The organism is Ectothiorhodospira mobilis (assembly GCF_016584115.1).
Taxonomy (GTDB): Bacteria; Pseudomonadota; Gammaproteobacteria; order Ectothiorhodospirales; family Ectothiorhodospiraceae; genus Ectothiorhodospira; species Ectothiorhodospira mobilis.
This window is the reverse complement of sequence record NZ_NRSK01000003.1, coordinates 122,356-134,588: the sequence shown is the minus strand read 5'-3', so window position 1 is coordinate 134,588 and position 12,233 is coordinate 122,356. Positions and strand designations below refer to the sequence as shown.

At 68.7% G+C, this 12,233-nt stretch carries 12 protein-coding genes; 10 read left to right on the top strand and 2 right to left on the bottom strand.

From position 1 onward, the window contains the following. The coding region (ppsR, locus tag CKO33_RS02550; protein WP_200179000.1) for a transcriptional regulator PpsR at window positions 1-1,085 on the bottom strand (1,085 nt) is incomplete at its 3' end. Between the two features lie 70 nt (window positions 1,086-1,155). Further along, window positions 1,156-1,974, bottom strand: a complete 819-nt coding sequence (locus tag CKO33_RS13915) for a cobalamin-dependent protein (RefSeq protein WP_200178999.1) — start codon at window positions 1,972-1,974, stop codon at window positions 1,156-1,158. A 411-nt stretch (window positions 1,975-2,385) separates the two neighbouring features. Here CKO33_RS13915 and bchF point away from each other — a divergent pair, with 411 nt between their 5' ends. The 10 genes from bchF to CKO33_RS02495 all read left to right on the top strand — a co-directional run bounded on the left by bchF (window position 2,386) and on the right by CKO33_RS02495 (window position 12,187). After that, window positions 2,386-2,874, top strand: a complete 489-nt coding sequence (gene bchF, locus CKO33_RS02540; RefSeq protein WP_242472426.1) for a 2-vinyl bacteriochlorophyllide hydratase — start codon at window positions 2,386-2,388, stop codon at window positions 2,872-2,874. Continuing rightward, on the top strand, window positions 2,871-4,157 hold the full coding sequence (locus tag CKO33_RS02535; RefSeq protein WP_200178997.1) for a ferredoxin:protochlorophyllide reductase (ATP-dependent) subunit N: 1,287 nt from the start codon (window positions 2,871-2,873) through the stop codon (window positions 4,155-4,157). Before bchF ends, CKO33_RS02535 begins: the two co-directional genes overlap by 4 nt. A 4-nt stretch (window positions 4,158-4,161) precedes the next feature. Beyond that, the gene (bchB, locus tag CKO33_RS02530) at window positions 4,162-5,754 is read left to right on the top strand and encodes a ferredoxin:protochlorophyllide reductase (ATP-dependent) subunit B (RefSeq protein WP_200178995.1); all 1,593 of its coding nucleotides are present in this window, start codon (window positions 4,162-4,164) and stop codon (window positions 5,752-5,754) included. A gap of 27 nt (window positions 5,755-5,781) precedes the next feature. Then, window positions 5,782-6,516, top strand: a complete 735-nt coding sequence (gene bchM, locus CKO33_RS02525) for a magnesium protoporphyrin IX methyltransferase (RefSeq protein ID WP_200178993.1) — start codon at window positions 5,782-5,784, stop codon at window positions 6,514-6,516. Between the two features lie 396 nt (window positions 6,517-6,912). Next, window positions 6,913-7,740: a photosynthetic reaction center subunit H gene (puhA, locus tag CKO33_RS02520; RefSeq protein WP_200178992.1), complete on the top strand. Its 828-nt coding sequence runs from the start codon at window positions 6,913-6,915 to the stop codon at window positions 7,738-7,740. Further along, entirely contained in the window at window positions 7,737-8,414 is a 678-nt protein-coding gene (puhB, locus tag CKO33_RS02515) for a photosynthetic complex putative assembly protein PuhB (protein ID WP_200178990.1), read from the top strand. Before puhA ends, puhB begins: the two co-directional genes overlap by 4 nt. Further along, window positions 8,411-8,902 carry a photosynthetic complex assembly protein PuhC gene (gene puhC, locus CKO33_RS02510; RefSeq protein WP_200178989.1) on the top strand — a complete coding sequence of 164 codons (492 nt, stop codon included), beginning with the start codon at window positions 8,411-8,413 and terminating at the stop codon, window positions 8,900-8,902. Before puhB ends, puhC begins: the two co-directional genes overlap by 4 nt. A 208-nt stretch (window positions 8,903-9,110) precedes the next feature. Then, the gene (gene puhE, locus CKO33_RS02505) at window positions 9,111-9,983 is read left to right on the top strand and encodes a putative photosynthetic complex assembly protein PuhE (RefSeq protein WP_200178988.1); all 873 of its coding nucleotides are present in this window, start codon (window positions 9,111-9,113) and stop codon (window positions 9,981-9,983) included. 18 nt (window positions 9,984-10,001) lie between these two features. Next, on the top strand, window positions 10,002-10,610 hold the full coding sequence (bchJ, locus tag CKO33_RS02500) for a bacteriochlorophyll 4-vinyl reductase (protein ID WP_200178987.1): 609 nt from the start codon (window positions 10,002-10,004) through the stop codon (window positions 10,608-10,610). After that, window positions 10,607-12,187 (top strand): DUF4139 domain-containing protein, encoded by a 1,581-nt coding sequence (locus CKO33_RS02495; RefSeq protein WP_200178986.1) that lies wholly within the window; start codon window positions 10,607-10,609, stop codon window positions 12,185-12,187. Before bchJ ends, CKO33_RS02495 begins: the two co-directional genes overlap by 4 nt. The last annotated feature ends 46 nt before the right edge of the window (window positions 12,188-12,233 follow it).

Here is a 12,233-nt window from a genome sequence, read left to right as displayed (position 1 = left end):
CCCGAGATCTCCACCTCCGTGCGCGAACCGTACTCCCCCCGCAGCCCGGTCTGGAACAGACGCAGGGAATCGTGCTCCCGCAACCGGCCCAGGAGCAGCCCCAGATCCACCCCGGGCCGCCCCAGCCAGCGCCCCAGGGACATCCCCAGGACCTGATCCTCAGCGGCCATCTGGATCAGTTCGAGAAAGGCGGGGTTCACCGCCAGGATGCGTCCCTCGGGATCGGTGACCACGAACCCATCGGGGGCCTGCTGCACCAGACCCAGCAGGGGGGAAAGCAGCTGGGGACCCACCGCGTCCAGGGCCGCCGCCTGGGGACAATGGAGGCGCACGAGGAAATGGCTGACATTATCCTGGCGGAACAGGGAGGCGGAGACCTCCAGGGCCTTCCCCTGCAGGACCATCTGCACCGTGGCGGCATGCCCCGTGGCCCGTACCGTGGCCAGGGCATCCTGCAGGGGTCGGACATCGGCAAAGGGGAATTCCGCCGGGAAACTCCGCCCGCTCAGACGCTCCGGGGCGAGCCCCAGAAGCTCCGCTGCGGCGGGATTGGCCTCCAGTACCTTCTGGCTGGCGGCATCCAGGACCAGCACGGCCTCGGAAGAGACCTGGAACAGGAGCCGGTAACGGGTCTCGGCCTGGCGCATGCGGGCATACTCCCGCTCCATGACCTGCTGCGCGTCCACCAGGCGGCGCTGCAGGTCGGCCACGCCACGCAGGTCGCGGCCGAAGGCCACCACACGACCTTCCCCCCCCACCTGCATGGCGGCGTACATCACCGGCACGTCCGGCCCACGGCTGGTGGGATGATTCACCTGCCGCCAGCGCTTGGAGGGCGCCCCCGCCTCCTGCAACAGGGCCTCCACCTTGGCGCGGCTCTCCAGCGTCACCGTGTCCACCCAGGGTCGACCGATCCACTGTCCCGCCCCCTCGGGGGAAACATCGTCGTTGGCACAAGCCAGGTCGCGGATCACGCCGGAGGCATCCAGCACCAGGGAGATATCCGCCGAGGTGGCGATCAGCGAGGCCACCTCATCGGGCTCCAGATCCCCGAACACCTGCTTTGGGGTGTTGAAGGGTTTCACGGGCTCCACGCTTTCCGGTATCGGGCCATCGGGGCTTTCCGGTATCGGACCATTGTGGGGAGCGTCCGGCTCAGCCGGGCCTCCCCACCGGGGCGCCGGCACGGAAGGAAACCAGTCGTTCGGCCACCCGCACCGCCTCCCGGGCATCCGGGGCGGTGGCGTCGGCCCCCGACTGCGCAGCCATTTCGGGGTGATCGACGAACACCCGCCCCCCCACCAGGATCCCGAGATCCGGGTTGCAGGAGGCACGGCGCACCCCACGGATGGCGGCGCGCAGACGGTCCAGCATGACGTCACAGCTGAGGGAGAGGGCCACGATATCGAACCGCTCCTGGCGCACCAGGCGGTTCAGATCCCGGATCGAGGCCGCCGGATCGCAATTCACGTCCCATCCCTCCCGCCGGAAGAACTCGGCCACCATCATCAGACCGAAGGTGTGCTGCTCGCCGGGTACCGGGGACAGCAGCACGCGCCGCCCGCTGGACCCCGGGGAGACCGTATCCATCTCCTCCCCCAGCGCCCGGAGGACATGCTGCAGACGGCACAGCCCCACCGTGACCTGGGTGAAGTCCGCGTCGTCCTCGTCCCAAAAGGCCCCGAGACGCCGCGCCGCAGGGGCCAGGAGGTGCACCAGCACCGTCTCCAGGGAGACCCCCTTGCCCCTTAGCTCCGAGACAAAGTTCACGGCCTGGTCGGAATCCTGCTCCATGACGGTGCGGGCAAAGGCCTGCACCGTCCCCGCATCGACCCCCGGGGCGGCCTCCCGCCCCTGGCCATCCTCCCGGGGGAGGGGGCCATGGTGCCGGTGGGCCAGCATCAGACGGGGGATGATCTCCCCCTCGATGACCCGGGACAGCTCCCGCCGCATGCGTTCGGTGCAGGTCTCCACCGAAGGGGCCCCACCCCCCTGACCCTGCCCACGAAGGGCACCATCCGCTCCCGGATGGCGGGCCCCGCTCCGTCCCGGTGACGACTCCCCGTCTTCCCGGCCGATCTGTCGTCTGGCAGTCACCATGCCTTATTCTCCCCAGGTTGAAGGGGCCGCCTGCGCGGCCCTCGGTCCTGCCCGGGAGATCGGCTTGATCCGCGACTCCGGGCACCTCGACCTCAACACGGGGCAGTCTAGCAGGGCTGCCGTTCTTTTTGTCCCAAAAGAATCATGGTTTTCCCTCTGCAAAATGTCAACCAAGACTGACGTCCACCTGAATTGACAAAGTCAGGGGGCTTGTACACACTCACCGCGCCTTGACGCGTTCGTCTGGAGAACCTGCCCATGCCGCAAACCGGAGCCGGGAAACGCATGCCTCTCTATACGCCGGAGCAGCGCCGCCGCCGGGACGGGACCCGCTGGACCCTGGTGCAGGGCATCCTGGCCCCGTTGCAGTTTTTGGTCTTCATCGTCAGCACCTGGCTGGTGGTGCGGTACCTGCTCACCGACGAGGGGCTATGGGCCGCCCATGCCTCCATCCTGGTCAAGACCTTCATTCTCTATACGATCATGGTCACGGGGGCCATCTGGGAGAAGGTGGTCTTTGGCCGATACCTCTTTGCCAGGGCCTTCTTCTGGGAAGACGTGGTGAGCATGATGGTGATCGTGCTCCACACCATCTATCTCGCCTCCCTGTTCTGGGATTTTCTCAGCACCTCACAACAGATGTATCTGACCCTGCTGGCCTATGCCGTCTACGTGGTCAACGCCACCCAGTTTCTGCTTAAATTACGGGCCGCCCGCCTGAGCGAGAAGGCCGAGGCGGAGCAGCAGCGGGTCGGGACCGCCGGCGCGGAATGAGCCCGTCCCCGCAACGATCAACCCAACCAGCGGATTGCCCTGTGGACTTCCCGATCATCCGCGAACGCGGCCAGAACGAGATCTTCTGCGGCCTCACCAGCATCATCTGGCTGCACCGCAAGATCCAGGACGCCTTCTTCCTGGTGGTGGGCTCACGCACCTGCGCCCATCTGATGCAGTCGGCGGCGGGGGTGATGATCTTCGCCGAGCCCCGTTTCGGCACCGCCCTCATCGAGGAGCGGGACCTGGCGGGCCTGGCCGACGCCAACGAGGAACTGGACCGGGTCGTCGCCCGCCTCCTGGAGCGCCGGCCCGACATCCGCATGCTCTTTCTCGTGGGCTCCTGCCCCTCCGAGGTGATCAAGCTGGACCTGCAGCGGGCGGCGTCCCGCCTGTCCGAGACCCATGCCCCCCGGGTGCGGGTGCTGAGCTACACCGGCAGCGGCCTGGAGACCGGCTTTACCCAGGGGGAGGATGAATGCCTCATCAGCCTGGTGCCGGAACTGCCCGCCGACGCCGGAACGGCCCCCTCCCTGTTGGTGGTGGGCTCCCTGGCGGACATCGTCGAGGACCAGTTCACGCGGCTGTTCCGGGCCATGGGGATTGAGGATGTGCGCTTTCTGCCTGCACGCAAGGCCGATGCCCTGCCGGCGGTGGGGCCCGGCACCCGCTTCCTGCTGGCCCAGCCCTTCCTTGGGGGTACCGCCCGGGCCCTGGAGGAACGGGGGGCACAGCGCCTGGAGGCCCCCTTCCCCCTGGGGGTGGAGGGTACCACCGCCTGGCTGCGGGCCGCCGCCCAGGCCTTTGGTGTGGACGAGACCCGTTTCCATGAGGTCACCGCCCCCGCCGTGGAGCGTGCCCGCGCCGCTGTGGAACGCACCTGCGAGCCCCTGAAGGGGCGGCGCATCTTCTTCTTCCCCGACTCCCAGATGGAGATCCCCCTGGCCCGCTTCCTGCAGCGGGAGGCCGGCATGGAACTGGTGGAGGTGGGCACCCCCTACCTGCACCGGGAGCACATGGCGCCGGAACTGGACCAGCTCCCCGCGGATACGGTGCTCAGCGAGGGGCAGGACGTGGACCGCCAGCTGGACCGCTGCCGCGAGGCCCATCCCGACCTGGTGGTCTGTGGACTGGGTCTGGCCAATCCCCTGGAAGCCGAAGGCATGACCACAAAGTGGTCCATCGAACTGGTGTTCACCCCGGTACAGGGGTACGACCAGGCGGCCGATCTCGCCGAACTGTTCGCCCGGCCCCTGATCCGCCGGGCCAAACTGAGGGTCTGAATCCGTGCAACTGACGGTCTGGACATACGAAGGTCCGCCCCATGTGGGGGCCATGCGCGTGGCCACGGGCATGGAACGGACCCATTGCGTCCTCCATGCCCCCCAGGGGGACACCTACGCGGACCTGCTCTTCACCATGATCGAGCGGCGCGACCGCCGCCCGCCGGTGACCTATACCAGCTTCCAGGCCCGGGACCTGGGAAGGGATACGGCCCAGCTGTTCATGGACACGGTACGCGCGGCCCAGGAACGCTTCCAGCCCCAGGCCATGCTGGTGGGCACCTCCTGCACGGCGGAACTGCTCCAGGACGATCCCGGCGGACTCGCCGCCGGCATGGAGCTGCCGGTGCCTGTCATCCCCCTGGAGCTGCCCTCCTATTCCCGCAAGGAGAACTGGGGGGCCTCCGAGACCCTGTACCAGATGGTGCGCACCCTGGCCGGTCCCCAGGCCCCGGCCCCCGGCAGCGAACCACCTGCCAGCGACGGGCGCCGGCCTCGCTGCAACCTGCTGGGCCCCACGGCCCTGGGTTTTCGTCATCGCGACGACGTGCGCGAGATCACCGGCCTGCTGGACCGGCTGGGCATCGATGTGCACGTCACCGCCCCCATGGGGGCGACCCCGGCGGACATCGCCCGTCTGGGGGAGGCGGATTTCAATGTCGTGCTCTACCCCGAGATCGCCGCCGCCAGCGCCCAGTGGCTGCAGCGCACCTTCCGCCAGCCCTACACCCGCACCATCCCCATCGGCGTCTGCGCCACCCGCGAATTCGTGCGCGAGGTGGCGGAGCTGGCCGGGGTGGACCCCGAACCGGTGCTGGCCGACGAGGGCACCCGCCTGCCCTGGTATGCCCGCTCCGTGGACTCCAACTACCTCACCGGCAAGCGGGTCTTCATCTTCGGCGATGCCACCCATGCGGTGGCCGCCGCCCGGGTGGCCACGGAGGAGTTCGGCTTTCAGGTGGTGGGCCTTGGCACCTACAGCCGGGAATTTGCCCGCGAGGTGCGCGAGGCCGCCCGGCGCTACGAGGTGGAGCCCCTGATCACCGACGACTATCTGGAGGTGGAGACGCGGGTGGCCGAACTGCAGCCGGAACTGGTGCTGGGCACCCAGATGGAGCGCCACATCGCCAAGCGCCTGGGCGTGGGCTGCGCCGTCATCTCCGCCCCCGTGCACGTGCAGGACTTCCCGGCCCGCTACGCCCCGCAGATGGGCTTCGAGGGGGCCAATGTCCTCTTCGACACCTGGGTCCATCCCCTGATGATGGGGCTGGAGGAACACCTGCTGGGCATGTTCCGGGAGGATTTCGAATTCCATGCCGAAGCCGCCCCCTCCCATCTGGGGGGAACCGGCAGCGAACGCAGCCGTTCCCCGGAAGCACCGGCGGGGGAGACCGCCGGCACCGGCAGCGACACCGGAGCGGCCCCAACCGGGGATGCCCCCCAATGGACCCCCGAGGCGGAACAGGAACTGCGCAAGATCCCCTTCTTCGTCCGGGGCAAGGCGCGGCGCAACACCGAACGCTACGCGGCCGAACGGGACATCCACCCCATCACCGTGGAAACCCTGTACGAGGCCAAGGCGTATTTCAGCCGCTGACCCGCAGCCACCAACGGAAGCCGCATCATGACATCCCCCTCCTACGAAAAACGCCGCAGCCAGCTGGAAAACTATTTCGACCGCACCGCGGCCGACGCCTGGAAGAAACTCACCTCCGACCACACCCCCCTGGGGCGGGTACGGGCCACGGTGCGGGCCGGCCGCGAGCAGATGCGCAACACCCTGCTGGACTGGCTTCCGGATGACCTCCACGGCAAATGGGTACTGGACGCCGGCTGCGGCACCGGCACCTTCTCCACGGAAGCGGCCCGGCGCGGGGCCCGGGTGGTGGCCATCGACCTGGCGGGCAATCTGGTGGAGATGGCCCGGGAACGGGCCGCCGGCATGGACCTGGGGGATGGCGAGATCGACTTCCGGGTCGGCGACTTCCTGGACCCGGCCCTGGGGGAGTTCGATTACGTGATCGCCATGGACTCCTTCATCCACTACCCCTCCGCGGACATCGTCAACGTGCTCTCCCGGCTGTCCCAGCGCACCCACGCCTCCATCCTGTTCACCTTCGCGCCGCGCACCCCGATGCTGACCCTGATGCACGCCACGGGCAAGCTCTTCCCCAAGGGGGACCGCTCCCCGGCCATCGAGCCGGTGGCCGAGGGCACCCTGCTGCGCCTCATCGACGCGGAGCCCACCCTGGATGGCTGGTCCCCCGTACGTACCCGGCGGATCGCCAAGGGCTTCTACATCTCCCAGGCCATGGAACTGGCCAATCCCGGGGAAACGGGTGGCCACGCCGGATCCTGAAGACGGAACCCGGGGTACGGACCCACGGGCCGGACCGGAATCTGATCCAGATCATGCACGGCGCACCTGCCAGGGGCCAAGGCCTGGAATGTCTGGCAAGATTATGCATGGGGCTGGCAGTCCCGCGGATAGCACCAGGAGCACGGTCGTGAAGCTTGATCCGAGTCTGCAACATGTCCGGGGATCCCCCCTCAGGGAACGGGGCTGCGGCCCGTCCGGGCCCGGCATTTCGTGCCGTTCTGGTCTACCATCAGAAGCAATCGTTGCCACTGGCAACATCCATCGCGGCCGGCGTGTTCCCGGAATCCGGGGCGCACACCGGGCGCTGTGTTCATCGCGGTTCGGTAAGGCCGATACAAACCCCGCCTGACCCACCCGAAACTTGGAGGAAATGCAATGCCAACCATCGGTGCCATCACAGAGTACATAGACGTCGCGCAGGTCACCCTCTACGTCTTCTGGTTCTTCTTCGCGGGCCTGGTCTGGTATCTACACCGGGAAAACAAGCGGGAAGGCTATCCCCTGGAATCCGACCGCTCCCCGTACATCACCGTCCAGGGCTATCCGGCCGCCCCCGGCCCCAAGGAATACCCCACCATGGACGGCGGCTGCTTCATCGTCGCCAACGGCAATCCGGACACCCGCGAGATCCACGCCAAGCCCGCCTGGCCCTTCCCCGGCGCCCCGCTGGATCCCACCGGCGATCCCATGGCGGACGGCGTGGGTCCCTGCTCCTGGGCCGAACGGGCCGATGAACCCGACGTCACCATGACCGGCGAGAACCGCATCGTGCCCATGCGCACCACCAAGCACGGCTTCGCGGTCAACAAGAAGGATCCCGATCCCCGCGGCCTGACCGTCTACACCGCCGACGACACCGCCGTGGGCACGGTGCGCGACATCTGGGTGGACCGTTCCGAGTCCATGCCCCGCTACCTGGAAGTGGACGTCAAGGGCAGCAGCCGCCGTGTGCTCGTGCCCATGTTCCTGGCCAAGGTCAGCCGCGCCAAGAAGGCCGACCCCAGCCTGCCCATGCAGCAGCGGCTCAAGGACGGCCGTCCCTTCGAGGTGCGCGTGGAATCCGTCATGGGGCACCAGTTCGGTAACGCCCCCGGCACCAAGAACCCCGAGGCCATCACCCGCCTCGAGGAAGACCGCATCATGGCCTATTTCGGTGGCGGCCACTTCTACGCCACGCCGGAGCGCAGGGAAGCCTGGCTGTGAGTCACGACGACCACGCCGTCGAACCGATCCGTGGTCTGCCGGAGCTCCCCCCTCGGGGGGAGCGCATCCTCTGGCAGGGTGCCCCCCACTGGGGCACCCTGGCCGTCCGGGCCTTTCACGTGCGCAAGGTGATCTTCTACCTGGCCCTGCTGATCCTCGTGCGGGCCGGATACACCTGGTCCGGCACCCAATCCCTGACGGCTGCCATCGGATCCACCAGTTTCCTCTTCACGCTCTCCATCACCGCCATCGGCCTGCTCTTGCTGCTGGCCTGGCTCATGGCCCGGGCCACGGTCTACACCATCACCGACCGACGCATCGTCCTGCGCTTCGGTGTGGCCCTGCAGATGAGCGTGAATCTGCCCTACAACGTGATCCAGTCCGCCTCGGTGAAGCTCTACCGGGACGGCACGGGAGACATCCCCCTGGTGCTCGAACCACCGGAGAAGGTCTCCTATATCATCATGTGGCCCCATGTGCGCCCCTGGCGCTGGATGGTGCCCCAACCCATGCTCCGGGGCGTGCCCAACGCACGCCGGGTCGCAGAGATCCTCTCCGAGGCCATGACCGCACACCACCGGCAGCAGGAAGGCGCGGCATCCACGCAGGCCGCTGGCGATACGGCCACCCCAGATGACCCGCATCATACCCTCGGGGACGCCACCACCTCATGAACGCACCCGAATCCAGCCCCCGCTCGCGCCGCTGGCGAACCCTGATGCTGGTGAGCGCGGTATTGCTCCTGGCCCTTGTCCTGGGCCTTTCCCTGCTGGGCCGCAACGCCACCGCGCCGCCCCGCGGGGTCCAGGCCGAACGGATGACCGGCTCCGGTGCGGAGCAACAACCCACGCCGGTGGCGGTACTGCACCTGCGCACCGAGTCGCGCCCGGGGGGCTACGTGGCGGTGATCGATGCCGACACCGGCAAGGTGCTCAGGGAACTGGACCCGGCGGGGGATGGCTTCATGCGCACCGTGCTGCGCATCCTGCCCCTGGACCGGAAACAGGAGAGCGATACCCCCATGCGCCTGGTACGCTGGTCTGACGGCACCCTGACCCTGGAGGACCCGGTGACCGGCACCAGCTATGACGACCTCCAGGCCTTCGGGTCCACCAACGCCGACGCCTTCGGGGATCTGTTCAAAGTGGCCCGGGGCTCCTGAATCATCCCGGTGGCACCGGCAGTCCCGCTTGCGAAACCCCGTAAGGGCCCGTGCCACCGGGCCATCCCGTCCACCTGCGGGGCGTTCCGGAAGCCGAACCGTCCCGCCCGGATGACTGAGGAGAACCCCGTGAAGTGCCAGCATCCGTTGCACAGCCGCAGCACCCTGCCCCCGGTCCCCTCCTCCGCCCGGATGCGGTGAAGTACCCGTGTTTCAGTTCGGTCTGCCCATCCTCTACGTGGTCTTCCTCTGGTGGTTCAGCACCGGGCTGATCCTGTACCTGGACGGTCTCCCTCGCCACACCTACCGCTGGAGCATGCTGGGCGCCACCGTCCTCGGGGGCGCGGCCCTCTATGCCCTGATCCATGCCAGCCGGATGGACACCCTGACCGGCACCTACCTGGCCTTCACCGCCGCCATCATCCTCTGGGGATGGGTGGAGATGAGTTTCCTCATGGGCCTGATCACCGGCCCCCGCAGGGAACGGTGTCCGGAAGGGGCCCAGGGAACACGACGATTTATCTACGCGCTGCAGGCCATCCTGCACCATGAATTCGCCCTGCTGGCCGCCGCCGCCACGGTGTTGCTGGCCACCTGGGGCGCCCCCGACAAGACCGGTCTGTACACCTTCCTCATCCTCTGGATCATGCGCACCAGCACCAAGCTGAATGTCTTCCTCGGCGTGCGCAATCTCAACGAGGAATGGCTGCCGGATCATCTGCGTTACCTGGAGAGCTATTTCCGCAAGCGGCCCATGAACCTGCTCTTCCCCGTTTCGGTGACCCTCTCTACCGTGGCGGCGGTGCTCATCCTGGCGCGGGCCCTGGACCCCCTGGCCAGCAGCGGTGAAGTCACCGGGGCCCTGTTCCTGGCCACGCTCATGATCCTGGCCATCCTGGAGCACTGGTTCCTGGTGCTGCCCCTGCCCTCCCAGGCCCTTTGGCAGTGGGCCATGCGCTCCCGCCAGCCTGAGGAAGCCCACTTTCTACCCATCTACCCACCCATCCAGGCGGCCAACGACCCGGACAAAAACGCCCCGGCACCGGGATTCGGTATCCGCCCGGGACGGGTCCGTTCCTGACCAGCCAACACACGCGACATGACCCACAACCAAACGAACCCCTCCGGCACCATCGGCCCCAACGCCATCACCCGCATCGCCCAGGCCCTGCGGCATCAGCACTCGGAGACCCTCACGCAGCAGGTCTTCGAGAGCGCGGGCCTCACCGAGGCCCTTCTGGAGCCACCCACCGAGATGGTGGACGAGGACTGGGTCAGCGCCCTGCACCAGGCCCTGCACCAGCACCTGGACCCGGAGCGGGCCCGGGAGGTGAGCCTGGAGGCGGGCCGCCTCACGGGGGATTACCTGCTGGCCCATCGCATCCCCAAACCGGTACAACGCCTGCTCAAATGGCTCCCGGCCGGCCCGGCCAGCCGCATCCTGCTCACCGCCATCCAGCGCAATGCCTGGACCTTCACCGGCAGCGGCAGCCTGGAGGTACGCCACCGCCCGCAGCTGGAGCTGACCCTCACCCACACCCCCATCCCAAGGCGACTCCAGGGGGAGCGGCCCGTCTGCCACTACTACGCCGCCAGCTTCGAGCGTCTGTTCCAGGTACTGGTGCACCCCGACACCCGGGTCACGGAGGTGCAGTGCACCGCCACCGGGGCCCCCGCCTGCGTCTTCCACGTCCGCTGGCGGTCATGACCCTTCCACTCCTTCCCCTCCTGGCGCTACTGCTGGCCGGCCTGATGCTGCCGGCCCAGGCCCAGGCCCAGGCGGTGCAGGTCACCGCCGTGACCCTGCACCCGGACCGGGCCCGGGTGACCGTCCAGGAGGAGATCCGGCTGCAGGCGGGACAGGGCCAGGTCCGTCTCGAGGACCTGCCCGCGGACCTGGACCCGGACAGCCTGCACGTCTCCGCCCGCGGCCCCCGGGGGCTGCGCATCCTGGCGGTGGAAACCCGCCGCCTCCAGGGGGACACCCTGACCCATCCCGGGGCCCGCGCCCTGTTCGAGGAGATCCAGGGACTGAAGACCCGGCGCAGGGCCTTAGAGGATCGCATCCGCGCACAGCGGATCCAGTTGGACCTCATCCAGCGCATGGGACCGGGGGGCGACCCCGGCATCCCGCCGGGGGAATGGCCCCGGGCCTGGGAGACGGTGGCCGCCGGCGCGGCCGCCGCCCTGAAGGCCATCCGCGAGGCCGAGGCACAGCAAGGCGATCTGGACCGACGCATCCAGCGCCTGGAGGAACGCCTCTCCACATGGCAGCACAGCGGCCGGGAACGCACACAGGCCCGTATCCACTACCAGGCCCCCGAGGCGGGGGATGCCGTGTTCACGGCCACCTACACCGTGGATGGGGCCGGATGGGAGCCCGTCTACGAGGCCCGGCTGAACACCGCAGACGGCGCCCTGGAACTACTGCAACGGGCCCGGGTACGGCAAGGGACCGGCCAGGACTGGAATGGCGTGCACCTGACCCTGACCACCGCCCACGCCGCTGCGGGCGCCGTCCCCGAGCCCGTGCCCTGGTACCTGGACGCCCTGCCCGCCCCCAGGGAGCTGGCCGGGCGTGGCCCGGCGCGCAGCGAGGCCCCGGTCCTCGCAAGCCGGGCCCGGGAAGCCGATGCAACCCTGGAGCAGACCGCCTTCACCACCCGTTTCCGGGTGCCCGGGACGGTGACCCTCCCCTCGGACAACCGCCCCTACCGCTACCTGCTGACCCGCCATTCCCTGCAGGCGAAGCTGCGCGCCCGGGCCGTGCCCGCCCTTCTGCCCCGGGCCCACCTCCAGGCCCAGGCCCCCTTCGATGGCGAAACGCCCCTCCCCGCCGGCCCCCTGGCCCTGTTCCAGGACGATGCCCTGGTGCGCCAGGAGCGGCTGGAGGCGGTACGCCCGGGGGATGAACTGGAACTGGATTTCGGCAGCGACGACCGCATCGGCATCACGTACCGCCGGGAACGGGACCTGCGGGGCCAGGAGGGTCATCTTCGGCCCCGCCACACCCTGCGCCGCGAGCACCGGATCCGCGTGGAAAACGGCCATGATTTCGCCATGCCGGTGGTGATCCTGGACCGCCTGCCGGTACCCCGGGACGAGCGCATCCAGGTGGAGCCCGGCGCCGGGACCACCCCGCCCACACGCCGCGACGTGGACGGGCGTCCCGGGGTGGTGGCCTGGGACCTGGAGATCCCACCCGGGGAGGCGCGGACCCTCCACTTTGACTACACCATCAGCTGGCCCGCGGATCTCCCCGGCATCCGGGGCCTGGGACACTGAGCAGCGCCACCCCCTTCAACACCCATGGCAGCGGACCACGACCAAC

What these genes read in the sequence shown, in the direction of transcription:
- bchF (WP_242472426.1), top strand. Translation starts at nt 2,386, where the DNA reads ATGCCTCTCTATACGCCGGAGCAGCGCCGCCGCCGGGACGGGACCCGC.
- CKO33_RS02535 (WP_200178997.1), top strand. Translation starts at nt 2,871, where the DNA reads ATGAGCCCGTCCCCGCAACGATCAACCCAACCAGCGGATTGCCCTGTG.
- bchM (WP_200178993.1), top strand. Translation starts at nt 5,782, where the DNA reads ATGACATCCCCCTCCTACGAAAAACGCCGCAGCCAGCTGGAAAACTAT.
- puhA (WP_200178992.1), top strand. Translation starts at nt 6,913, where the DNA reads ATGCCAACCATCGGTGCCATCACAGAGTACATAGACGTCGCGCAGGTC.
- puhC (WP_200178989.1), top strand. Translation starts at nt 8,411, where the DNA reads ATGAACGCACCCGAATCCAGCCCCCGCTCGCGCCGCTGGCGAACCCTG.
- bchJ (WP_200178987.1), top strand. Translation starts at nt 10,002, where the DNA reads ATGACCCACAACCAAACGAACCCCTCCGGCACCATCGGCCCCAACGCC.
- CKO33_RS02495 (WP_200178986.1), top strand. Translation starts at nt 10,607, where the DNA reads ATGACCCTTCCACTCCTTCCCCTCCTGGCGCTACTGCTGGCCGGCCTG.